Annotated in this window: 18 protein-coding genes; 10 read left to right on the forward strand and 8 right to left on the reverse strand. The window is 65.4% G+C overall.

Going from position 1 to position 22,864, the window contains the following annotated elements; genetic code table 11:
- Window positions 1-41: 41 nt before the first annotated feature.
- Window positions 42-965 carry a CsgG/HfaB family protein gene (locus EYF70_RS29925; protein ID WP_131148632.1) on the reverse strand — a complete coding sequence of 308 codons (924 nt, stop codon included), beginning with the start codon at window positions 963-965 and terminating at the stop codon, window positions 42-44.
- Window positions 966-1,509: 544 nt separating this feature from the next.
- Here EYF70_RS29925 and EYF70_RS29930 point away from each other — a divergent pair.
- Window positions 1,510-1,950, forward strand: coding sequence for a hypothetical protein (locus EYF70_RS29930; RefSeq protein WP_131148633.1), 441 nt, complete (start codon window positions 1,510-1,512; stop codon window positions 1,948-1,950).
- Window positions 1,951-1,970: 20 nt separating this feature from the next.
- A complete protein-coding gene (locus tag EYF70_RS29935; RefSeq protein WP_131148634.1) occupies window positions 1,971-2,522 on the forward strand; it encodes a hypothetical protein in 552 nt (183 codons plus the stop codon).
- A gap of 128 nt (window positions 2,523-2,650) precedes the next feature.
- Here EYF70_RS29935 and EYF70_RS29940 read toward each other — a convergent pair whose 3' ends face one another.
- The 5 genes from EYF70_RS29940 to EYF70_RS29960 form a co-directional block, all read right to left on the reverse strand.
- Window positions 2,651-4,528 (reverse strand): DUF885 domain-containing protein, encoded by a 1,878-nt coding sequence (locus tag EYF70_RS29940; RefSeq protein WP_131148635.1) that lies wholly within the window; start codon window positions 4,526-4,528, stop codon window positions 2,651-2,653.
- Window positions 4,529-4,620: 92 nt separating this feature from the next.
- Window positions 4,621-5,109, reverse strand: coding sequence for a hypothetical protein (locus tag EYF70_RS29945; protein WP_131148636.1), 489 nt, complete (start codon window positions 5,107-5,109; stop codon window positions 4,621-4,623).
- Window positions 5,110-5,147: 38 nt separating this feature from the next.
- On the reverse strand, window positions 5,148-5,507 hold the full coding sequence (locus EYF70_RS29950) for a hypothetical protein (RefSeq protein WP_131148637.1): 360 nt from the start codon (window positions 5,505-5,507) through the stop codon (window positions 5,148-5,150).
- Between the two features lie 95 nt (window positions 5,508-5,602).
- Complete coding sequence (locus EYF70_RS29955; RefSeq protein ID WP_229420623.1) at window positions 5,603-9,748, reverse strand: SNF2-related protein; 4,146 nt, start codon at window positions 9,746-9,748, stop codon at window positions 5,603-5,605.
- A gap of 86 nt (window positions 9,749-9,834) precedes the next feature.
- Window positions 9,835-11,796 (reverse strand): S9 family peptidase, encoded by a 1,962-nt coding sequence (locus EYF70_RS29960; protein ID WP_131148639.1) that lies wholly within the window; start codon window positions 11,794-11,796, stop codon window positions 9,835-9,837.
- Between the two features lie 70 nt (window positions 11,797-11,866).
- On the opposite strand from EYF70_RS29960, the gene hemE reads away from it, so the two are divergent.
- Window positions 11,867-12,946: a uroporphyrinogen decarboxylase gene (gene hemE / locus EYF70_RS29965; protein ID WP_131148640.1), complete on the forward strand. Its 1,080-nt coding sequence runs from the start codon at window positions 11,867-11,869 to the stop codon at window positions 12,944-12,946.
- 142 nt (window positions 12,947-13,088) lie between these two features.
- Here the strand turns inward: hemE and EYF70_RS29970 are convergent, their stop codons facing one another.
- Window positions 13,089-13,388: a hypothetical protein gene (locus EYF70_RS29970; RefSeq protein WP_131148641.1), complete on the reverse strand. Its 300-nt coding sequence runs from the start codon at window positions 13,386-13,388 to the stop codon at window positions 13,089-13,091.
- Between the two features lie 245 nt (window positions 13,389-13,633).
- On the opposite strand from EYF70_RS29970, the gene EYF70_RS29975 reads away from it, so the two are divergent.
- From EYF70_RS29975 to EYF70_RS29985, 3 genes are all read left to right on the forward strand, one after another.
- Window positions 13,634-15,667 (forward strand): primosomal protein N', encoded by a 2,034-nt coding sequence (locus tag EYF70_RS29975; protein WP_131148642.1) that lies wholly within the window; start codon window positions 13,634-13,636, stop codon window positions 15,665-15,667.
- 96 nt (window positions 15,668-15,763) lie between these two features.
- Entirely contained in the window at window positions 15,764-17,209 is a 1,446-nt protein-coding gene (locus EYF70_RS29980) for a dihydrolipoyl dehydrogenase (protein WP_131148643.1), read from the forward strand.
- Between the two features lie 184 nt (window positions 17,210-17,393).
- Window positions 17,394-18,518, forward strand: a complete 1,125-nt coding sequence (locus EYF70_RS29985; RefSeq protein WP_131148644.1) for an HD-GYP domain-containing protein — start codon at window positions 17,394-17,396, stop codon at window positions 18,516-18,518.
- Between the two features lie 86 nt (window positions 18,519-18,604).
- Here the strand turns inward: EYF70_RS29985 and EYF70_RS29990 are convergent, their stop codons facing one another.
- On the reverse strand, window positions 18,605-19,087 hold the full coding sequence (locus EYF70_RS29990) for an SRPBCC family protein (RefSeq protein WP_131148645.1): 483 nt from the start codon (window positions 19,085-19,087) through the stop codon (window positions 18,605-18,607).
- Between the two features lie 147 nt (window positions 19,088-19,234).
- Between EYF70_RS29990 and EYF70_RS29995 the strand changes: the two genes are divergently transcribed.
- From EYF70_RS29995 to EYF70_RS30010, 4 genes are all read left to right on the forward strand, one after another.
- Window positions 19,235-21,307: a UvrD-helicase domain-containing protein gene (locus tag EYF70_RS29995; RefSeq protein WP_131148646.1), complete on the forward strand. Its 2,073-nt coding sequence runs from the start codon at window positions 19,235-19,237 to the stop codon at window positions 21,305-21,307.
- Entirely contained in the window at window positions 21,304-21,516 is a 213-nt protein-coding gene (locus tag EYF70_RS30000) for a SlyX family protein (protein WP_131148647.1), read from the forward strand. The genes EYF70_RS29995 and EYF70_RS30000 overlap by 4 nt, the downstream gene beginning before the upstream one ends.
- 14 nt (window positions 21,517-21,530) lie before the next feature.
- Complete coding sequence (locus EYF70_RS30005) at window positions 21,531-22,115, forward strand: transglutaminase-like domain-containing protein (RefSeq protein ID WP_131148648.1); 585 nt, start codon at window positions 21,531-21,533, stop codon at window positions 22,113-22,115.
- 179 nt (window positions 22,116-22,294) lie between these two features.
- Window positions 22,295-22,861, forward strand: coding sequence for an outer membrane beta-barrel protein (locus EYF70_RS30010; RefSeq protein WP_131148649.1), 567 nt, complete (start codon window positions 22,295-22,297; stop codon window positions 22,859-22,861).
- The last annotated feature ends 3 nt before the right edge of the window (window positions 22,862-22,864 follow it).

Raw genomic sequence — 22,864 nt, forward strand, 5'->3', positions numbered from 1 at the left:
CCACTGGCTCCCGTTTTCGATTCCGCGCCTTCTTGCTGGCGCTATTTCTTCTTGCCGGACTTGTTCGTTCCCCCATTGCCCGTCCCCGCCTGGCCTGCTCCCCTGGCTGGCCCAATGGTTGCCTCGCCATGCGGGGTGCCCTGCACGGCCAGCGCGCCGCCAGTGCCCAGGCCTCCCGCCACTTCCTGCGCGTTGTAGTCGCGCGTTGCCCGCACCAGCTGGTTGTATGAATCCATGAAGGCGGCAATCAGGATCTTGCCTTCCGGCGTCTTCGACCAGCCGCCACCGCCGGCCAGAGCGCCGCCACCGAACGCGCCGCCGAACAGGCTGAAATCGAAGTTCTTCGCACTGCCTTCGGCCGCGGCCAGCTGCACGCCGGAGCGGTTGTCGATCATCAGCAGCGTGGTGGACGCTTCGTTGGCCTTGAAGCCGCCGGCCACGAGGCCCGCCACGCTGCCGATCAGGCCGAACCCGCCCAGCGCGCCGCCCATGCCTTGCGTACCCTTCTGGCTGAACGTGATGGTGGGGCTGATGGTGTAGTCGGCCGCCACCATCTGGCCCTTGCCGAACTGGCTGCCGCCGCGCATTTCGCCGCTCGCGTTCAAGTCACGCTCGAACATCAGGTTCTGCATCGCCAGGCCCCGTTCGACGATCACGAAGCAGTTCGACTGCTGGATCAGCTTGCGCAGCACCGGCACGGTCGACCCCAGCTTGTACCGGGACAGCGCCAGGTACCACGGCGCGTGCTGGTCCTCGACCACGCTCAGGGTGCCGAGCGCGCGGTCGCATTTTTCCAGCTGGGGATTGGCGTTGGAAGCGGTGGCGCCTGCCGCGGAACCGCTGGCGGCCGTCGGCGCACCGCCCAGTAGTGGCACCGAGCCGGCGCAGGCGGACAGCAGCGCTGCGAGGCCCAGCAGGCAAAGCGGGGAAATCACGCGGGAAATGGTGGAGTTACTCACGTTCATGGCGAGCTCCTGGAGCAGGGATTGGAGGAGATAGAGGAGGGCAGCACGTCATGCTACTGCCCGCCAACCGCTCATCCGTTGTTGCCCATCAAGCGCTTCTGCTTAATGGCTTATGGCAACTCCTTGCACATTTCTTACCGCTGTGCCCGCTTGAAAACCGGTGACAGGCTCCATTTTTCGAAAACCGGTGACAGGCACCATTTTCCAGGAAATGTTGCAAATTAATTGGAGCCTGTCACCGTTTTTGTCCGCGAATCGCCCGTAGCAGCGGGAAACGGGCGCCACAACCAAAAACGGTGACAGGCACCATTTTTCGGGAAATGTTTCCCGATAATTGGAGCCTGTCACTGGTTTTTTGACCGTGCATCCCGCCTGGCGGCGGGGGCGGCGGTTTACTGCATCAATTCATTAATCGGAGCCTGTCACCGGTTTTGGGCCGGCCTCTGCAAAAATAGTGTTGCCAGAAACGATATAGAAGTTCTTATAAGGTAAAATGTTACCTGTAGGAACAAAAAATATTATTTCAATCACCACTTCACCCTCCATGAAACGTCTCTTTACCCTTTTTGCCATGTTGTGTGCCATGGCGCTGACCACTGGCTGCGCCGTCAACCGCGCGACCGCCAGCCTGACTCCCGGAACCGATCTCACACAGGTGAAAACCGCCTATGTGGTGAAACAGCCGAAAGATACCCACGGCCTCGACAACCTGATCGCCGCGAACCTCGAGAAGCGCGGTTACACGGTCACCCGCGGTCCTGAGCTGGCCACCCCGTATCCGGCCGACGTGTCCTTTACCTATGTCGACAAATGGATGTGGGATATCACGATGTACCTGCTGGAACTGACGATCAATGTGCGCGATCCGAAGACCGGGTTCCCGATGGCGACCGGTAACTCCCTGCACACGTCCCTGACCCGCAAGTCGCCGCCGGAAATGGTCGACGAAGTCCTGGACAACATCTTCAAAGCCCCGAAAAAATAATTCTTCAGAAAGAAATACCAATGAGTTTCCTGCCATTTTCCTGCCGTTCCTTCCTGTCGGCGTCCTTCGTCGTGGCCAGCTTGCTGACCCTGGGCGGCTGCGCCTCCCCCGTCGTGCATGACGCCCTGGTGCCGGTGTCGCTGCAAGTGGCGAAACACCACCCGCAAACGGTGGCCGTGACGACTTCCGGCGGTTCGGAAACTTCCGCCGCTGGCAAATCGCAAGTGGCCGATGCCGAACTGCAGAAGGCCGTGGCCGATGCGATCACGCAGTCCAGGACGTTCTCGCGCGTTGTCGAAGGCAAGAACGGCGACTACACGCTGACGGTCACCATCTTCAACCTGTCGCAGCCGTCGTTCGGTTTCTCGTTCACGGTTGGCGTGGAGATGGGCTGGACGCTGACGCGCACCAGCACCGGCGAGAAAGTCTGGCAGGAGTCGATCAAGTCGGAGCACACCGCTACCGCCAGCGATGCCTTCGCGGGCGTCGTCCGCTTGCGCCTGGCCACGGAAGGCGCCGTGCGCAACAACATCCAGCAAGGCATCACGAAGCTGTCCGCGCTGCAGCTGTAAGCACTGGCCAGCAACAAAAAAGGAGCCCCAGGCTCCTTTTTTTTGCTCAAAAAATAGGGCTGCCGGGCCGCCCATCTTGAAGCAACACTTCTGAAAAATGGACGTCCCCCATTTTTCCTGCGACTGTTTTATTGCATCAGTTCGCGGATCACCTTCACCGGCGCGCTGCCGTAGCCGAGGAATTCCTCGTTGAAGGCCTTCTGGGTGAACTTGCCGCCCAGTGCGGCGCGGCGCTGTTCGCGCAATTCCATGATTTCGCTGTAGCCGCTGAAGTAGGACGTCAGCTGGACGGAGGTCAGCGTGACGCGGCGCCATTTCTCGGCGGCTTCCTGCTGCGTCTGGAATGCCTGGCGGGTCAGCAGGTCGAGTGCCTGGTCGCGCGGCATGTCCAGCACGTGCACGCTGTAGTCGAGGATCGTGTTGGTCACGCTGCGCAGGTTCCATTTCGAATACATCAGCCACATCTCGGGCGAATTGTCGTAGCCCGATTCCAGCATCATCCGCTCGCTGAACACGGCCCAGCCCTCGACCATCGCGCCGTTGCCGAAGATCGACTTCACCAGCGACGGCGACTTGTTGGCGTACACCAGCTGCGCATAATGGCCGGGGATCGCCTCGTGCATGTTCAGGATCTGCAGAATCCAGTGGTTGTATTCGCGCAGGCTGCTTTCGGCCTGTTCCGGCGTGGCCCCCGTCAGCGGCGTCACGTTGTAGTAGGTGCGGTCCTGCGGGCGATAGGGGCCTGGCGCCTCGATGCTGGCGCCGGCCACGCCGCGCTGGTAAGCGGGCGTTTCACGCACGACCAGCGGCTTGTCCGGATCCAGCGTCAACAGGTCGTTCTTCGTCACCCATTCTTCCAGCTTCGGGATCTGCGCCTTGATCTCCTCGACGAAGCGCTCGGGCGCCACGTGGTTGGCGGATAGCTTGTCGATCATCATGCCGATCTTGGCATAGCGGTCGGCCGGTTTCCGCACGTCGGCCAGGTACTTCGGCCACAGCTCGTCGCTGATGCGGTCCATGTTCGCCAGCAGCTCGTCGCGTGCCACCAGTGCCTTGCGGTAGGTCTGCTCGCCGGTGCTGGCCGATTGGATGTCGAACGCGAACTTCTGTTCATACAGCTCGCGGCCGATACGGAACGAACGGGCGCCCTGCACGGCCAGCAGCTTGTCCTGCTCGCCCAGCCAGGCGGCATAGGCTTCCACGGCGGTCTTCGCCGCGGCGATGCGCTGCGCGAACAGGCCTTTCTCGTTGGCGGCCAGCGAGGAAGACTGCGCCTCCTTGTCCAGCTCTTCGAGCAGCGCGATCACGCCCGGCGCCTGCGCGATCGCCAGCTGGGTGTGCTCGCGCGTGGGATTGGTGATGTTGTTGCGTGCCGCTTCGTAATACGCCGGCACGTTGGCGATGCGCCGCAGCAGCGTGCGCAGGCGCTGCGCCCGCGCCGCGTATTCGGTATGCAGGATGTAGTCGATCGGGCCGGCGATGTTGTACAGCGCCGGATTCCACTCGAACTCGCGGAACGTGGTCAGGTACCAGCGGTCCGAAGCGAGCTTGTTGACCAGCAGCGCCAGGTCGGTGCGCTGGCGCGACGACAGCTGGCGCGCATCGAGCTTGCCGAAGCGGCCCAGCCACTCGTCGATGAAGGCCAGCTGCAGCTGGCGGGTGGCCAGGTCGGGCACCGTCAGCGTGGCGGCGGTATCGTACTTGCCCACCGTGATGGCGGTTTCCGGGTCCATCCGCCACAGCGCCGTCAGGAACTGGCCGGACAGCGAATTGAATGTGCGGTCGGCGCGGCTTTCCGCCGGAGCCGCCGCCGCTACGGTGGCCGCAGTGGCAGCCGTGGCAGCGGCGGCGGCGACCGCTTTCCTGGACTTCGGCTTGGACTTCGAGGATTTCTTGGCGGAGACGGTCTTGCTGGTCTTGGCCTTCGACGGTTTCTTGGCCGCCTCAACAGGTGCGAACGCCAGCGCCATCATCATGGCGGCCAGCGCGAGTTTTGTCTTGATCATCGTGTAACTTTCTCTTACCGGGTCGTGCAGGGGGCGAGATTATCATTAATCAGCTCGCCTGGACCCGGCATGTTACACGACGGTACAAAGGCTCACGCCAGCTGGTCGTTGCGCAGCATCTGCTGGTGGCGTTCGTTGATGATGGCCACGGCTTCGCGGCCGCGCGCCATGTCGGACAGCACGATGTGGCTGGCATCGGTGAAGCGGTGCGCCACGCGGACCTTCCAGGAGCGCAGCAGCCAGCTGCGGAACGACTGCACGTAGGTCGCCTGGTCCAGGTCGCGCCACTTGATGCCGCGGACGCCGCGCTGCCAGGGCAGCACGCCCGAGTAGAGCCACACGCCCACGTCGTCGTAATACAGTTGCACGCTGCGGATCAGCAGCACGCGGTAGCCGATCAGCAGCGTGGAGGCGGCCAGCACGCCGGCGGCCGCCAGTTCCGAATGGTTGAAGGCCAGGCGCAGCACGAACGTCATCACCACGGCCGCCAGCAGGCAGCCGATGTAGGCGGTCCACGCCTTGCGGCACAGGGGGATGCCGTGCGAGGCGGCGGAGAGTTCGTTTTCCTTGAGTCGTTCCATGCCCGGATGATTGCATGGAATGCCAGTTCCGCAAAGGGTCAGGCGGGATCCTGGCGGCTGGTCATCCGCTCGGCCTGGTCGCCGGCGGCGAACCGGTCGAGGATATTGTTGGCGCGGGTACCGTCGCGGTCGTTGTCCACTTCCACTTGCAGGATGCAGGTGCTGCGCTGCACGGCGGCGCGGATTTCCGAGTTCTGCCCGGCGCGGTTCGGGTTGTCCATCGACGGCGTGGGCTTCTCGGTCAGGTCGAGCGCGAAGTTGCCCTCGACCGGGCCCGCTTCATCGTTGCGTGAATCGAGGGTGATGGCGGAAGCGTCGATGCCAGAGGCGATCAGCGCCTCGCGTGCCCCTTCCGCCTGGGTCAGGCTGTCGAATACTCGCAGCAAGGTATCGGCCATGATGTGCTCCTGAGTGCATTGGTGATTGCAGTCATCATAGCGAAGGCGGCGGGGCGGCAGCGTCCCGTTAGCTTCAGGAAAAATTCCGGAAAACGTCAGCGCCGCAACCCCTCCTCGAGCATCGCCAGCATGTCCTCGGCCTTCATGCGCGCGGCCATCTCGCTGCCGTCCAGCAGGCTGTCGGCCAGCTCGCGCTTGTGCGCATGCAGGTCGACGATGCCTTCCTCGATCGTATGCCGCGCCACCAGCCGGTAGATCGTCACGGGGCGCTGCTGGCCCATCCGGTGCGCGCGGTCGGAGGCCTGGTCTTCCACCGCCGGATTCCACCATGGGTCCATGTGGATCACGTAGTCGGCCGCCGTCAGGTTGATGCCCACCCCGCCCGCCTTCAGGCTGATCAGGAACACGTCGCCGTCGCCGGCCTGGAACGCATCCACGCGCGCCTTGCGCGCCGCCGGCGGTGTCGAACCGTCCAGGTACTGGTACGGGATGCCGTTGCGGTCGAGGTGCGCGCGGATCAGCGCCAGGTGGTCGACGAACTGGCTGAACACGAGCACCTTGTGCCGGTTTTCCAGCAGGCTGGCCAGCAGCTCGGCGAACGCGGCCAGCTTGCTGCTGTCGAGCTTCAGTTCGGGCGCCACCAGGTTCGGATTGCAGCAGGCGCGCCGCAGCTTCATGATCTCGGCCAGGATCTGGATCGACTTCTTGTCCGCCGGCGCATCGATGGACGCCAGCTTGTCCAGCGCCTCGCGGCGCAGCGATTCGTACAGCGCGGTTTCTTCCACCGACAGGTCCACTTCCAGCACGATCTCGGTGCGCGCCGGCAGTTCCGCCAGCACCTGTGCCTTGGTACGGCGCAGGATGAATGGCCCGATCAGCCGGCGCAGCCGGTTGCGCGCGCCCACTTCGGCCTTGCGGTCCTGCTGGCGCTCGATCGGCCCGGCAAAGCGCAGGTTGAACTGGTCCAGCGATCCCAGCAGGCCCGGGTTGATGAAGCGGAACAGGTTCCACAGCTCGCCCAGGTGGTTTTCCAGCGGTGTGCCGGTGCAGGCCATGCGGAAGTCGCCCGACAGCGCCATCACCGCTTGCGAGCGCTTGGTCGCCGCGTTCTTGATGGCCTGCGCCTCGTCGAGCACGATGGTGTGCCAACGCGGTTTGGTGAAGCGCTCGGATTCCAGCTGCAGCAGGCCATAGCTGGCGATCACCAGGTCGAACGGGCCGGCGCTGTCGATCATTTCGGCCCGGTCGCCGCTGCCGAACACCTTCACGTTCAGCGTCGGCGCGAAGCGCGCCGCTTCGCTGACCCAGTTCAGGCACACCGAGGTGGGGGCCACCACCAGCGCCGGACCTCGCGGGGCGCGCAGCAGCAGCAGGGCCAGCGCCTGCACGGTCTTGCCCAGGCCCATGTCGTCGGCCAGGCAGGCGCCCACGCCCCAGTGGGCCAGCCGGGCCAGCCATTCGAAGCCTTCGCGCTGGTAGTCGCGCAACTCGGCCTGCAGGGTGGACGGCAGCTGCGGCTGGTATTCCGCCTGGGCGGCGATGCGGGCGACATGCTCGCGCCACAGCCGGTCCGCTTCCAGGCCGCCCACTTCGCCGGCCAGTTCTTCCAGCACGAAGGCGGCCAGCTGGTGGACCTTCGCGCCGGCATCGTCGTCCTCGCCATAGGCATCGAGTTCCGACAGGCGCCGGTACAGCTCTTCCGACAGGGCCAGGAATTGCCGGTCCTTCAATTCGATGAAACGGCTCTTGCCGGCGCGGATCAGGTCGAGCAGCGAGCGCAGGTCCATCACGCGCTCTTCGTCCACCTGCAACTGGCCGCTGACGGCGAACCAGTCCTTCCTGCTCTTGATCGACAGCTTCAGCTGCTTGGTGTGCACGGCCGGGGTGACCCTGAATTTTTCTCCCTCAGGCCAGCCCACCACCACCCGCTCGGGTCCCAGTTCCTGCAGTTCCGTCAACAATTGCAGGCACAGCGCAGGCTGGCCAATCAGCCATTCGCCGTGTTCCTGTTCAGCCCCTTCCAGCGCCGAACAGCGCAGCACCAGCTGGCGCTCGGCATCGCGCTCGCCCGCGAGGTTGCGGCGCACCTGCACCTGCTTGCCACCCACGTCCGTGATCACCGTCTCCGCACCCGCACCAGGCGCGTAATACGGCCCCGCATCCGGCAGCGGGCGCACCTGCACCTGCATGCGCAAGCCTTGCTGGTAGGGCAGCAGGTGCACGTGCAGGCGGATATCCGGATCGACGGCGCCGGCACCGGCGTTGCCGCCGCCGATATCGGACTGCACGGTGACGCTGGTGGCCACCGTGCCGATCGCCTTCAATACCTGGTCCTTCGCGTGCAGCGGCACCGTCAGGCCGTCGCCGACGATGGCGGCGATGCGGCGGTGCTCGTCGTTGATGGTGACCACGCGGATGCGGTTCGGCGCTTCGCGCAACGTCACCACGCGGTCGGCGCCGGACAAACCCGGGTGCAGCGACAGGTGTAGCTTGCCCTTGCGTTCCTGCACCAGCAGTTCCGGCTCGCCGCCGGCGATTTCGACGCGGGTTTCCGGCGCATCCATCCAGAACACCAGCGGATGGCCGACCAGTGCCGGCGCTGCTTCGTCCGGATCGATGTCGTAGCGCAGGCCGGACGAATACGCCTGCCGGGACGGGGCGATGTGCGTGCTGAGGCGGATATCCTGGGGCGTCAGGAACTCCAGCTCCGCGGCATCCTCGGAGAGCCGCTTCAACGCGATCGGCCGGCCGTTGCTCCACTGTCCCTTGGCATTGCGCTTCTGTTCGCGTGGTTCCAGCTCGGCGATGCCGAACCGGTCACTCCAGTTGATCATCCACGCCAGGCGTGTCTCGCTCGCCGCCGCCGGCGCGGCCTGGTGCAGGTTGATCAGCGCGTCGAGCTGGCGCTGCCAGCCTTCCTGCCGCTCGAACCAGCTAGCCATGTCCGGCAGGCCCAGCGTCGCCAGCATGTCGTTGGCGCGCGCTTCGGCCGCTTCGTCGCCCAGGTGCCCCAGCAGGCTTTCCGCCTGCGCGGCAATGAGGAGGTAGCCCGCGGCACCGGCGTTCTGCGCCAGGTCCTGCAATTCGGCGCGGCGTTTTTCCAGTTGCGGCAGGCCGAGCCACCAGTACACCAGCGCCTGGAACAGCTGCGCCTGCAGCGGCGTGTCCCAGGCGCGGGCCAGCACCACCTCGGCCTGCAGCGTGCCGGCGCGCACCTGGCGCAGCATCGACAGCATGCTGTAGGTATTGCTGTCGGGGTTTTGCTGCGCGTGCACGGCCAGTTCGAGGTAGCTCTCGGCCGTCTTCAGCGCTTTGGCATCGCCGGCACGCAGCAGCGCCAGCACGTACAGGTAGCCGCCAAACCCCGAGAACACCAGCTTGCGCTTGCCCGTTTCACGGCGGATCGATTTCAGCGCGCCTTCGAAGCCGGTGGCGGCCTCGGCCACATGGCCGCGCAGCAGCATCAGCGCGCTGGCATGGAACAGCGCCTGCGGGCTTTGTACCGCTTCCAGATACACGACCGCCTGCGGCAGGTTACCGGACAGGATCGCATCCTCGCCCAGCGCCAGCCGCAACGCCCCCGACACGTCGTCGCCAGCCTTGTGCCGGCGTTCGAAGTGACGCTCGGCGGCGCCGCGCACGAGCGGCGCCAGTGCCGGTTCGCGCTGCGCATGCTGGAGCAGCAGCATCAGGATATCGTCCTGCATCGACGGGTGCACCAGCAGCAGCATGCCGGCCTCGAACGGGCGCGCGAAAATGTCGACGATCGGATGCAGCTGGGCCGCTTCGTAGGAGCGCAGGCAGGCGGCCAGCAAGGGCGCCACGTCCTGCGGCGGCTGGCCGCGCAGCAGCGCCATGCGCAGCCGTGCCACGCCGTGCCGGTAGCTGCGCGGTTCCGGCGTGCCATCCCAGCTGCGCCGCATCGGGGTCACGGCTTCGTAGGCGGTGCAGATGTCCCCGAGCATGTGGGCACTGATGGCGGCACGGATCGCCGGCCAGCGCAGTTTCGCATTGCAGAGGTAGCCGCGGCCGACGACGAGACTGATGAAGGCCAGGCGTTCCAGGTGCGCCAGGATCTCGTCGCTTCGCGGCTTGTCACAAGCCGCGCCGCCGTCGTCGCGCAGTCCGATCTTGACGATGTGCTCATGGACCGCCGACTTGCCCATCGGCTCGCCCACCAGGGCCAGCAGCGCCAGTACCGTTTTCTCGTTCGGGTGCAGCGCGCCGAACTGATCCTGCAAGGATCGATCCTGCAATGACTGGTCCTGCAATGACTGGTCCTGCAATGACTGGTCCTGCAATGATGGGTCTTGCAACGTCTTGTCGCTCATGCCGCACCATCCAGGTTATCGATGGCTACCGGTGCCGGTGCGGTGGCATCGTGCAGTCCGAACATGCGCTGGTAGAAATACAGCTCCGCTTCCAGGGTGCGCACGATCGACTCGCCTTTCCTGAAACCGTGCCCTTCGCCTTCCAGTTCCAGGTAGGCGACCGGCACGCCGCGCTGGCGCAGCGCCTTCACCATGTTCTCCGACTGCGGCGGCGGCACCACCTTGTCGTCCAGGCCCTGGAAGAAGATCATCGGGCAATCGAGCTTGTCGACATGGTGGCTGGGCGAGCGCTCCAGGTACACCTGCTGCGCCTGCGGCTGCGGGGCGATCAGGTATTCGTTGTAGTGCGATTCGAACTTGTGCGAATCGTCGTCCAGGCCCTGCAGGTCGGCCACGCCGTAATAGCTGGCGCCCAGCTTGAACACGTCGTGGAATGCCAGCGCGCTCAGCGTGGTATAGCCGCCGGCGCTGCTGCCGCGGATGATCAGCCGCGCGCCATCGGCGCGGCCCTGTTCGACGAGCCAGCGCGCGCCGGCCACGCAGTCCTCCACGTCGACCACGCCCCATTGCCCCTTCAGCAAGTCGCGGTAGGCGCGGCCGAAGCCGGTGCTGCCGCCATAGTTCACGTCCAGCACGCCGAAGCCGCGGCTGGTCCAGAACTGGGTGGCCAGCTTCAGCGTGCTGGCCGCCATGCCGGTCGGGCCACCGTGGCCGGTCACGATCACCGGCGGTTTTTCACCGGCCGGCGCCTGCACGTCGCGATTCTTCGGCGGATAGAAGAACGCGTAGGCGGTGCGGCCGTTCGCGCTGGGGTAGCTGACGCTTTCCGGGACGGACAGGTAGCCGAGCTCCGGCAGCGTGTCGATCGACCTGGCCAGTACTTGCGGTTCGCCGCTGCCGGCGCCGTTCCCCAGGTCGATGCGCGCGATCTCGGCCGGGATGGTCGGGCTGCCGCCCAGCAGCACGATGCAGCCGTCGCCGGTGCGCAGCTCGCGGATTTCCTGGTACGGGTTGGCGATCGGTTCCAGCCTGGCGCTGCCGATCACCAGCCGGGCCAGCCGGCTGATGCCTTGCTCGATATAGGTGCAGGCGATTTCGCTGGCGGAAAGAAAGCCGTACATGGCATTGCCGAAGGTCCAGTGCGGGCCGGCGAATTCCGCTTCCAGCGGGCAGATCGCTTCGATCCCGTCGCCATCACGGTACAGGTTCCACCAGCCGCTGCGATCGGAAACAAAGTACAGCCGCCCGTCCGGCGACCACTCGGGCTGGCAGATGGCTTCTTCCGGGCCGCCCGCGACCAGTACCGGCGCCGCCAGGGTGCCGTCGGCCGCGATGTCGGCCCGCCACAGCTCGGTGCCTTGCCACGGCATGCGCGGATGGTCCCAAGTCAGCCAGGCCAGTTGCCGGCCGTCCGGCGACAGGCGGGGCGACGAGTAAAAATCGTGGCCCCGTGCCAGCACGGTTTCGGTGCCGTCGAAAGCCACCGCGCACAGCGTGTTTTCCGGCTGGGCATGCGACGCCGGATCGTCCGGATGCTGCTCGCGCACCGCCACCAGCCGCCGGCGCGCACGGTCGACGATGAAATCGGCGAAGCGCTGCCGGCCCTCTGCCGTGAAGGGTACCGCATCCTTGCCGTCTTCCTTGCGGTACAGCCGGTTGTCGCCAGCATGGGAAAAGAACACGGTGCCGCCATCGACGGCAAAGGCGCCGCCGCCATATTCGTGCACGCGGCTGCGCACGTTCAGCGGCAGCGGCGTCAGCTCATCCACCCGCGCGCCGGCGAGACGCAGCAGCGTGTTGCGGCCGCCTTCGCTGGCGCGCCCGGCCAGCCAGAAAACATCCGTGCCGGCGATCGCCAGCGACGACAGCGGCGTGGCGCCGGCGGCAACCATGGCGGCGGAAATCGGCGAAGGCCAGGTACCGAAGGAAGCGGTTTGCAAGGAGGTCAGGGCGGTCATTTCCGGGACGGGTGAAAAGAACGGGGGGATGCGATAATACCTTCTTTCGTCCCGCCTTTCATTGCCATCCATGCCACAATTCGCCCCGCTCCAGAACGACACCTTCCTGCGTGCGCTGCTGCGCCAGCCGACCGACTACACGCCTGTGTGGCTGATGCGCCAGGCGGGCCGCTACTTGCCGGAATACAAGGCCACGCGCGAAAAGGCGGGCTCGTTCATGGGGCTGGCCACGAATCCGGACCTGGCCACCGAAGTCACGCTGCAGCCGATCGACCGCTACGAGCTCGATGCGGCCATCCTGTTTTCCGACATCCTGACGGTGCCCGATGCGATGGGCCTGGGCCTGCATTTCGTCGAAGGCGAAGGCCCGAAATTCGAACGCCCCCTGAAGACCGAGGCGGACGTGCAGGCGCTGCGCCTGCCCGAAGCGGGCTCGCTGGACTACGTGTTCAAGGCGGTCACGCAAATCCGTACCACGCTGAACGGCCGGGTGCCGCTGATCGGCTTTTCCGGCAGCCCATGGACGCTGGCCTGCTACATGGTCGAAGGGCAGGGTTCGCGCGAGTTCCATACCATCAAGAAAATGCTGTACAGCCGGCCGGACCTGATGCACCACATCCTGGACATCAACGCGCGCGCGGTGGCCGAGTACCTGAACGCCCAGATCGAGGCGGGCGCCCAGGCGGTGATGATCTTCGATTCGTGGGGCGGCGCGCTGGCCGACGGGGCTTATCAGCAGTTTTCGCTGCACTACATGCAGCGCGTGGTGGCGCAGCTGAAGCGCGAGCATGACGGCGCGCGCATTCCCGCCATCGTGTTCACCAAGGGCGGCGCGCACTGGGCCGAAGAGATCGCCGCGATCGGCGCCGATGCGATCGGCCTGGACTGGACGGCCAACCTCGCCAAGGTGCGCGCGGCGGTGGGCGACAAGGTGGCGCTGCAGGGCAACCTCGATCCGGCCATCCTGTTTGCCGGCGCGGAGCAGATCCAGGCCGAAGTGCGCCGCGTGCTGGACGCCTACGGTCCCCATACCACCGGCCACGTCTTCAACCTGGGCCACGGTATTTCCCAGTTTACCCCGCCGGAATCGGTGGCGGTGATGGTCGACACGGTGCATTCGCACAGCCGCAAGCTCCGTTTCGGGGCGTAATTCCTGGCAGGTCCGGCGGCGGCGAGAGTGGAAACGCTTCACTCCGTCGCCGCGCGCCGCGTTTCGGCGCTTGGCGAGGCCGCCGGCACAAAGGCAAACCCGACTTATGCACAATTTTTCTGGCTGCCAAAGTAAAAGGCAGCTAGGAAAGTTTAATCGCAGCAAAAAATCCAAGCTCTTGATTTGACAGGATAAAATCCAGCATGGAAGTTAGTGTTCTTTGCGATAAGTAAACCTTATCCCCGGGTCCGGCAAATGTTGTCGCGGCATTCTCCACAAAGTTATCCACAAAAACTGTGGAAAAAAGGCAAAAGCGCTTAGTAAACCGCGACTTATGCTTCATTTTGGGGAGTTGCACGAATTTTGGGCAAGGAAAGAACGCGCAAGCGGGCTCGCCATCGTCGAGCTCGCTTGGTAAAATAGCCGGTTCCGTGTGCTTCATGCACCCCGTTTCCAACCGATCAGGCGGTTGAGCAGAGGTGACTTATGCACAGCAAGATTAAAAAATCGCGCAAAACGGCCGCTCTCGGAGGCTATTTATAACTCCATGATTTTAAAAGAAAAAAATTGTGAAATTTGGCGTTTCCGTGCTTCATCATTGGCTGGATAACGCGGGTTTCCGGGAATTACGGGTCCAATGTCCACAAAGTTATCCCCAGAATTTGTGGATAGTTCACGGGTAATCTGATGTCGCATTGCATACTCCGGATTGCGCTCGATACGCCGCTGCACGCGGTCTTCGACTACCGCTGGCCATGCGCGGCCACGGAGCGGCCGCAAGTCGGCCACCTGGCGCTGGTGCCGTTCGGCAGGCGCGAAGTGGTCGGCATCATCGTTGGCGTGGCCGACGACACCGACGTGCCCGAGGAAAAGCTCAAGGATGCGCTGGCGGTGCGCCTGCAACTGGCGCCGCTGCCGGCGCAGTGGCTGGCGCTGGCCGGTTTCGCCGCCGAGTATTACCAGCGCCCGCTGGGCGAGGTGGCGCTGCCGGGCGTGCCGAAAAACCTGCGGCTGCCGACCACCGTGGCGCTGGACCGCGCGATCAAGAAGCTGGCGAAGACGGCCATCGGGCATGATCCCGCGCCGGTCGGCATGCCGGAACTCAATCCTGAACAGCAACGCGCGGCCGATGCGATCGGCGGCGCCGAGGGGTTCGCACCGATGCTGCTGTACGGCGTGACAGGCAGCGGCAAGACCGAGGTGTACCTGCAGGCCTGCGCCCAGGTGCTGGCGCGCGACGAACATGCGCAGATCCTCGTGCTGGTGCCCGAGATCAACCTCACGCCGCAACTGGAATCGAACATCCGTGCCCGCTTCCCCGGCGTGATGGTGGCCACGCTGCACAGCAGCCTTGCCGAAGGCGAGCGCATGCTGCACTGGCTGGCCGCACACCAGGGCCAGGCCCGCATCGTGCTCGGCACGCGGCTGGCGATCCTGGCCTCGCTGCCGCACCTGCGGCTGATCGTGATCGACGAGGAACACGATCCGTCGTACAAGCAGCAGGAAGGCTTGCGCTATTCGGCGCGCGACCTGGCCGTGTGGCGCGCGTGGCAATTGAAGATTCCTGTCGTGCTGGGCTCGGCCACGCCATCGCTGGAAAGCTGGCATCACGCGCAGTCGAAGCGCTACCGCAAGCTCGAACTGCGCGAACGCGCCGTGAAGCAGGCGGTGCTGCCCGCCGTCAAGCTCATCAACATGGAGCACGACAAGCCCGATGGCGGCGTGACGATGCAGCTGAAGGCGGCCCTGCGCCAGCGCCTGGAACGGGGCGAGCAATCGCTGCTGTTCCTGAACCGGCGCGGCTATGCCCCCGTGATCTGCTGCGATTCCTGCGGCTGGGTCAGCGATTGCCAGCGCTGCACGGCATTCATGGTGCTGCACAAGGGTGAGTTCAAGCTGCGTTGCCACCACTGCAGCCTGGAAATGCGCATTCCGCGCCATTGCCCCACCTGCGGCAACATCGACCTGCAGCCGCTGGGCCGCGGCACCCAGCGCATCGAGGAAAACCTGCGCGAATGGTTTCCCGAGGCGCGCATCCTGCGCATCGATGCCGATTCCACGCGCCGCAAGGGCAGTGCGCAGGAAGCGTTCGACACCGTGCACCGGGGCGACGTCGATATCCTCATCGGCACGCAGATGGTCGCCAAGGGCCACGACTTCAAGAAGCTGACGCTGGTCGGCATCCTGAACCCGGACACGGCGCTGTTCTCGCAGGATTACCGCGCCAGCGAGCGGCTGTTCGCGCAGCTGATGCAGGTGGCCGGCCGCGCCGGCCGCACCGCGCAGGCCGAAGGCGGCAGCGCCAGCGAAGTCCTGGTGCAGACGCGCTATCCCGAACATCCGCTGTATGCCGCCCTGGTCAGGCACGACTACGACCGTTTCGCCGGCGCGCTGCTGGCCGAGCGCGAGCAGGCCGGCCTGCCGCCCTACCTGTACCAGGCCATGCTGCGGGCCGAGGCGCCGGAACTGGCGAAGGCGCTGGAGTTCCTGCAGGCCGCGCGCGACTGCATGCAGGGCGAGGACATTGCCCAAGGCATTACGCTCAACGATCCGATCCCGATGAGCATGACGCGGGTGTACAACGTGGACCGCGCGCAGTTGCTGGCGGAGTCGCCGTCGCGCCCGGCATTGCAAGCCTTCCTGAAAGAATGGATGGCGCGCCTGCGGGACATGAAGTCGCGCGTGAAATGGTCGCTGGAAGTGGATCCGGTCGATATCTGAGCAGTTCACGCGGTGCGGCGCGCCGCCCGAAGCAGTTTCCTCCGCTGGCTTGCCGGGTTCCTGGTGTACGATGCCGTCAGAATTCCTGGAGGAACCATGAACACGATTCGTTGCGATGTGGCGGTGATCGGGGCCGGCACCGCCGGCCTGTCCGCCTACCGCGCCGCGCGCGCAGCCGGCAAGCACGCGGTGCTGATCGAAGGCGGCCCGTATGGCACCACGTGCGCGCGCGTGGGCTGCATGCCGAGCAAGCTGCTGATCTCGGCGGCCGAGGCCGCGCATGCCTTGCAGGCGGCCCCCGGCTTCGGCGTGCATGCCGGTACCGTGCGCATCGACGGCGCGGCCGTGATGCACCGCGTGCGCCGCGAACGCGACCGCTTCACCGGCTTTGTCGTCGACAATATCGAGGGCTTGCCGGCCGCCGACAGGATCCGCGGCTACGCCCGTTTCGCGGCGCCCGACCGCCTGCTGGTGGACGACCATACCGAGGTGCATGCCGAACGGATCGTCATCGCCACCGGGTCGGCGCCGATCGTGCCCGAGGAATGGGCGCGCGCCGGGCCCCGCGTGATCCACAGCGACGCCGTGTTCGAGTGGACCGACCTGCCGGGCTCGGTGGCCGTCATCGGCACCGGCGTGATCGGGCTGGAACTGGGGCAGGCGCTGCACCGGCTGGGCGTGCGCGTGGCGCTGTACGCACGCGGCAACAGCATTGCCCAGCTGAGCGACCCGGCCGTGCTGGCCGAGGCCACGACCGTGCTGAAGCAGGAGCTCGACGTGCGCTTCCAGGCCCAGGTGGTTTCGGTGCAGCCGGATGGCGAACAACTCGCGCTGGTCACGCGCGACGCCGCCGGCAACGAACTGCGCGAGCACTACGACTATGTGCTGGTGGCGATCGGCCGTGCGCCGAACGTGCAGGCGCTGCGCCTGGATCTCGCCGGCATCGAGCGCGACCGCCGCGGCGTGCCGCTGTACAACCACACCACGATGCAGTGCGGTACCAGCCCGATCTTCATCGCCGGCGACGCCAACGACGAACTGCCGCTGTTGCCGGAAGCGGCCGACCAGGGAAAAATCGCCGGGCACAATGCCGCGCTTTATCCCGACGTGCAGCCCGGCCTGCGCCGCACGCCGCTGGCGATCGCGTTCACCGAGCCGCAGATCGCCACCCCCGGCGCCGGCTGGCGCGCGCTGGCCCAGAGCCACGAGGGGCGCTTTGCCGTCGGTGAAGTGTCGTTCAACAACCAGGGCCGCAGCCGCGTGATGCTGCAGAACCGCGGCATGCTGCGGGTGTACGGGGAATACGGCAGCGGCCGCTTCCTGGGCGCCGAGATGATCGGTCCGCGCGCCGAACACATCGGCCACCTGCTGGCCTGGTCCGTGCAGGCCGGGCTGACGGTGGCCGCCATGCTCGACATGCCGTTCTATCATCCCGTGGTGGAAGAAGGGCTGCGCACCGCGCTGCGCGACCTGGCCGAGGCCCTGAAGCACCCGCCGCCGGAGCCGCCGCAACCCTGCCCGGACTGCACGCCGGGCACATGAGTGGCCGGAATCCATGGCCGATCCGTGGCCGGATTTAGCTGAACTAAAAAGCAACGCCGTTTGATTTTCCCCAAAAGCAATCGCCGGTGTCTTACCTTGCTGCTATAGACTATTGATAGAAAGCAAAGCTGTCGCGTGATGGGCAATCTAGAGTCATACGCGCAGGCAATATTTTGGGGGCATCATGACGATACGGCGATTAACCAGCGATGACATCCGTCCGGGCGAGCGGCTGGCCTGGGATGTGTTTGGCGAAAATGGCGCACTGCTCGTGCGCAAGGGCTTCACGCCATCGTCCGAGGCGCAGGCCGACAGCATCGTCCAGCGCGGCTATGTCGACGATGCCTCGCCCTGCGTGGCCAGCGTGAAGGCGCGCGCCGCCAGTGTCGAGCCGCCGTCGGTGCTGCGCCTGCTGAACCACGCGGTCGCGGAACTGGAACCGCTGCTGCACCGCATCGCGGCCGGCGGCGGCGGCGTGCAGGCCGAGCTGGAACAGGTGGCGCTGCTCGTCGAGGAAGCCGTCGAGATCAACCCCGAGGTGGCTGCCGCCTGCATCCTGCATAACCAGCGCGCCGCCCCCTACGCGGTCCGGCATTGCATCGACACGGCCGTGGTGGCGCAGATCCTGGCCCGCGCGGTCAAGCGGCCGGCTGAGGAAACGCAGTCGATGTCGCTGGCCGCGCTGACGATGAACGTGGGAATGCTGCGCCTGCAGGACGACCGCTGCGTGCTGTCCACCGAGGAAAAGGCGCTGGTGCGCAGCCACCCGGAACAGGGCGTGGCGCTGCTGCGCCAGGCCGGCGTGAGCGACCCGCTCTGGCTCGACTGCGTGCTGTCGCACCATGAAAACGAAAATGGCAGCGGCTATCCGCGCGCGCTGGTCGGCGACGCGATCGCCTTCCCGGCCAAGCTGATCGCGCTGGCCGACCGCTATTGCGCGCGCGTGTCGGACCGGCCGTTCCGCAAGCCGATGCTGCCGAACGCGGCGCTACGCGACATCCTGCTCGATGCGCGGCACGCGCTGGATGCCCAGCTGGGGGCCGTGCTGATCCGCGAACTGGGGATTTATCCGGTCGGCACCTTCGTGCGGCTGCTCAATGGCGAAGTGGGCGTGGTATCGCGCCGCGGCCTGAATTCGACGACACCGTACGTGCAGTCGTTCATCGGCCCGCGCGGCGCGCCGCTCGACGTGTTCCTGCAGCGCGATACCCGCGGCGAGCTGTCCGGCATTCGCGACGTGCTCAGCGCCGAGCAGGTCGATGGCAGCATCCGGATGGACCAGGTGTGGGGCAGGGCGGCACTGCCCTAGGAAGCGCTGATTTATTGCGGTTCCCTAGCGTGCCGTCGACTTCACGGCCGGCGAACCGGTGACCGACCACGCTGGCGTGGCATCGATCAGTTCAGCGTCGCATCCAGCCGGCCATCCTCGGCCAGTTCGCGCAGCACGCGGATCGTGTCGATATCCGATTCCTGGTAGGCCGAGCGGCGGAATTCGTCGAACATGGCGTTTTCCTCGTCCTCGCGGGCGTTGTGCGCATCTTCGTACTCGAAGCGCACGAACAGGCGGTCCTGGCCATGCGACTCGATCGTCATCGTCAGGCTCGACTTGCTGATCTCGCCCTGCGGCGCCACTTCGTAGCGGATCAGGTTCGGGTATTCCAGCACCACCGTATCCTCGATCACCAGGTCGCCATAGCGCTGGGTGCGCTTGAAGCCATTGTTCGTGCGCTCGCCGATGCGCACCTCGTCCAGGTGCGGCACGAACAGCTTGGGCGATTCGGCGCGCAGCACGAGCCCGCGCCAGACCTGATCGTGGGTGAGGATATCGATCAGCGGATTCAGCGGATCATTGATTTCTATCAAATGTTCGAATTTCATAGCGTGGCAAAAAAGTCGTGAGCCGAATGCCACTATATTCCTCCAAAGCGGGAAATATCAATGCCGAGGCGGTAGAATGGCCGGCTGCGTGTCCGGCTGTGCCTGCCTTATCCGCGTTTTCAACCTCGCCTTAGATCTTCTTTCAACATGTCCAATGCACCCAGATTCGGCCTGAACGGGCCGCAAAGCGAAGCCGTGCTGTACCTCGACGGACCGGCCCTCGTGCTGGCCGGCGCCGGCTCGGGCAAGACGCGCGTGATCACGCAAAAGATCACCTACATGATCGAGGAGCGGGGCTACGATCCCCGCACCATCGCCGCCCTCACATTCACCAACAAGGCCGCGCTGGAAATGCAGGAGCGCGTGGCCAAGCTGCTGAAGCAGCCGAAGCAGGCCAAGCAGCTCACGGTGTCGACCTTCCATTCGCTGGGCGTGAAGATCCTGCGGCAGGAAGCCAACCACCTGGGCCTGAAGGACCGCTTTTCCATCATGGACAGCGACGATTGCTATTCGCTGGTGCAGGACCTGGCCATCACCACCGACAAGCAGCTGATCCGCCGCATCCAGAACGACATCTCGCTGTGGAAGAACGGCCTGGTCACGCCGGAGCTGGCGATCCGCAACGCCAAGGACGAGGACGAGGCGCAGTCGGCGCGCATCTACGCCAGCTACGTGAGCACGCTGTCGGCCTACCAGGCGGTCGACTTCGATGACCTGATCCGCCTGCCGGTGGAACTGTTCCGCGACAACGACCCGGTGCGCGACAAATGGCAGCGCCGCCTGCGCTACCTGCTGGTCGACGAATACCAGGACACCAACACCTGCCAGTACGAGCTGCTGAAGCTGATGGTGACGGGGATCGGCAAGAAGCCCATGTTTACCGCGGTGGGCGACGACGACCAGGCGATCTACGCCTGGCGCGGCGCCTCGGTGGAAAACCTGGCCAACCTGCAGGTCGATTTCCCCGATCTGCGGCTGATCAAGCTGGAACAGAACTACCGCTCCACCACGCGCATCCTGCAGGCGGCCAACGCCGTCATCTCGAACAACCCGAAGCTGTTCGAGAAGGCGCTGTGGTCCGAGCACGGCCTGGGCGAGCCGATCAAGGTGCACGCGATGGCCAACGACGAACAGGAAGCCGACCAGGTGGCGATCATGATCTCGGCCGACCACTTCGAGCGCCGCAACAAGTGGTCCGATTACGCGATCCTGTACCGCGGCAACCACCAGGCCCGCATCATCGAGCAGGCGCTGCGCAACCAGCGCATTCCGTACACGATCTCCGGCGGCCAGAGCTTCTTCGACAAGGCCGAGATCAAGGACATCATCGCCTACCTGCGCCTGCTGGCCAACCAGGACGACGACCCCGCCTTCATCCGCGCCGTGACGACGCCGCGCCGCGGCATCGGCCAGTCCACGCTGGAAGTGCTGGGCGCCTTTTCCGGCCAGTGGCAATGCTCGCTGTTCGAAGCCGTGTTCAAGGGCGGCATCGAAGCGAAGCTGACCGACCGCCAGCTGCAGCCACTGCGCGACTTCTGCAATTTCATCAACGACCTGGAATCGCGCGCCAGCCGCCCGGGCCAGGCCGGCAGCGGCGACAACGCCGCCCAGGTGCTGGACGACATGATGGAAGCGATCCACTACGAGCACTACCTGTACGACACGCTGGAAGAGCGCGCCGCGCAGGGCAAGTGGCAGAACGTGCTGGACTTCATCGGCTGGCTGAAGGAGCGGGGCCGCGGCGGCAAGGACCGCGACGGCGAGGAAAAGAACGTGCTGGAGCTGACGCAGATGGTGGCGCTGATGTCGATGCTCGAGGGGAAGGACGAAGACCCGGATGCGATCCGCATGTCCACCCTGCACGCGTCGAAAGGCCTGGAGTATCCGCACGTGTTCCTGGTCGGCGTGGAAGAAGGCATCCTGCCGCACAAGGGCGATCCGGATGCGCCGGTCGAAACGCTGGCCCAGCGCATCGAGGAAGAACGCCGGCTGATGTACGTGGGCATCACGCGTGCGCAGCGCACGCTGCAGCTGACCTGGTGCAAGAAGCGGAAACGCGCCGGCGAGCAGGTACACTGCGACGTTTCCCGCTTCATCGCCGAGATGCAGCTGGACGTGGGCGATGCGCCGCCGAAGGAAACCGAGGTGATCTCGCCGCGCGAACGCCTGGCCCGCATGAAGGAATTGCTGGCCACTTCGAAACCAAAGGAAATCACGTGAACCCGCAAGAAGAACAAGAGGCACGCTTCGTCGACATCGAGATCAAGCTGGCGCACCAGGAAGACCTGGTCGAATCGCTGAACGCGCGCATCTATGAGCAGCAAAAGCAGATCGACCAGCTGGAAGCCATGGTGGCCCGGCTGATCGAGCACATGCGCACGCGCGACACCACCCAGGCGCCCGTCAACGAGCGGCCGCCGCATTATTGATGGGAGGCTTGCCGATGGAAGCCTATCTCGCCGCATCGGAATGGATCGACTTCGACCACCCGCGCGTCAAGGAGCGGGCCGACGCGCTGGCGCAAGGGAGTACCGGCATCGGCGACACGGTGCGCCGCTGCTTCGAGTTCGTGCGCGACGAGATCCGCCACAGTTGGGACTATCGCCAGAATCCGGTCACCTGCCGCGCCTCGGACGTACTGGCGCACGGCACCGGCTATTGCTACGCCAAGAGCCACCTGCTGGCCGCGCTGCTGCGCGCGAACGGCATCCCGGCCGGCCTGTGCTACCAGCGCCTCGCGGTCGGCACCGAAGGGCCGCCGTTCTGCCTGCACGGCCTGAACGCCGTCTGGCTGCCGGAGCACGGCTGGTACCGCATCGATGCGCGCGGCAACAAGGAAGGCGTCGATGCCCGCTTCACCCCTCCCGTTGAGCGGCTGGCGTTTCCCGTGCTGGCGCGCGAGGAGCGCGACCTGCCCGAGATCTGGGCCGAGCCGCTGGGCGTGATCGTGGCCGCGCTGACCGGCCATGCCACGGTGGAAGACGTGGCGGCGCACCTGCCCGATATCGATCTGCTGCCCCGCCCATGAGCGGTACATGAGCGGCAAATAAGCGGCGGCAAACAAGCGGCGGCAAACAAGCGGCGCGCCAGTGCCGAAAGTCATGGTCCCGCACCATGCCGACCGGCACATGCGGCAATCGTTCCCGTTTCCTACACTGCGCAGCGATGCGGCCGGACTGTCCGGCCCCACGCCAGTGAAAGGACACCATGAAACGATCGACCCTGACCGTCGCAGCGCTGATTTCCATCGTATCGGCGCTTTCCGCATCGACCGCCTTCGCCCAGTCGTATGCCGGCATCTCGCTCGGCAAGCGCGGCACGCAGCAATGGCGCGAAGCTTCCGGCACCGTGCTCGAGCCGACTGAAAAGGCCGGACCCGTTACCATGTATGGCGGCTGGCGCTTTACCGACACGTGGGCGCTGGAGGCGGGTTACGCGCGGCTGTCGGACGCCGACTACGCCACCACCGGTGGCGAATCGTCGGCACGTTCCGGCGCCGCGTACCTGGCCGCCAAGGCCACTTTCCCGATCAACGACCGGTTCGGCTGGTACCTGAAGGGCGGTGTCGCCCGCAATTACCTGGAGGTCGACATGCCCGGCGGGCGCGAGGAAAAGGAACACAATATCCGGGCCATGGGCAGCGTCGGCATCGAGTACCGTTTCACGCCGCACGTCATTGGCGTGGCGGAGCTGGCTTCTTACGGCAAGGTCAGGACATCGACCGCCTACATGCGACACAACGGGCTGAACCTGGGGCTGCGCTTCGATTTCTGAACG

It is taken from the genome of Pseudoduganella albidiflava (genome assembly GCF_004322755.1).
Classification (GTDB): Bacteria; Pseudomonadota; Gammaproteobacteria; order Burkholderiales; family Burkholderiaceae_D; genus Rugamonas; species Rugamonas albidiflava.

Excerpts from the sequence above, each read along its gene's own strand:
- EYF70_RS29925 (WP_131148632.1), bottom strand. The coding sequence starts at position 965 with ATGAACGTGAGTAACTCCACCATTTCCCGCGTGATTTCCCCGCTTTGC.
- EYF70_RS29930 (WP_131148633.1), top strand. The coding sequence starts at position 1,510 with ATGAAACGTCTCTTTACCCTTTTTGCCATGTTGTGTGCCATGGCGCTG.
- EYF70_RS29935 (WP_131148634.1), top strand. The coding sequence starts at position 1,971 with ATGAGTTTCCTGCCATTTTCCTGCCGTTCCTTCCTGTCGGCGTCCTTC.
- EYF70_RS29940 (WP_131148635.1), bottom strand. The coding sequence starts at position 4,528 with ATGATCAAGACAAAACTCGCGCTGGCCGCCATGATGATGGCGCTGGCG.
- EYF70_RS29945 (WP_131148636.1), bottom strand. The coding sequence starts at position 5,109 with ATGGAACGACTCAAGGAAAACGAACTCTCCGCCGCCTCGCACGGCATC.
- EYF70_RS29950 (WP_131148637.1), bottom strand. The coding sequence starts at position 5,507 with ATGGCCGATACCTTGCTGCGAGTATTCGACAGCCTGACCCAGGCGGAA.
- EYF70_RS29960 (WP_131148639.1), bottom strand. The coding sequence starts at position 11,796 with ATGACCGCCCTGACCTCCTTGCAAACCGCTTCCTTCGGTACCTGGCCT.
- hemE (WP_131148640.1), top strand. The coding sequence starts at position 11,867 with ATGCCACAATTCGCCCCGCTCCAGAACGACACCTTCCTGCGTGCGCTG.
- EYF70_RS29970 (WP_131148641.1), bottom strand. The coding sequence starts at position 13,388 with ATGAAGCACACGGAACCGGCTATTTTACCAAGCGAGCTCGACGATGGC.
- EYF70_RS29975 (WP_131148642.1), top strand. The coding sequence starts at position 13,634 with ATGTCGCATTGCATACTCCGGATTGCGCTCGATACGCCGCTGCACGCG.
- EYF70_RS29980 (WP_131148643.1), top strand. The coding sequence starts at position 15,764 with ATGAACACGATTCGTTGCGATGTGGCGGTGATCGGGGCCGGCACCGCC.
- EYF70_RS29985 (WP_131148644.1), top strand. The coding sequence starts at position 17,394 with ATGACGATACGGCGATTAACCAGCGATGACATCCGTCCGGGCGAGCGG.
- EYF70_RS29990 (WP_131148645.1), bottom strand. The coding sequence starts at position 19,087 with ATGAAATTCGAACATTTGATAGAAATCAATGATCCGCTGAATCCGCTG.
- EYF70_RS29995 (WP_131148646.1), top strand. The coding sequence starts at position 19,235 with ATGTCCAATGCACCCAGATTCGGCCTGAACGGGCCGCAAAGCGAAGCC.
- EYF70_RS30005 (WP_131148648.1), top strand. The coding sequence starts at position 21,531 with ATGGAAGCCTATCTCGCCGCATCGGAATGGATCGACTTCGACCACCCG.
- EYF70_RS30010 (WP_131148649.1), top strand. The coding sequence starts at position 22,295 with ATGAAACGATCGACCCTGACCGTCGCAGCGCTGATTTCCATCGTATCG.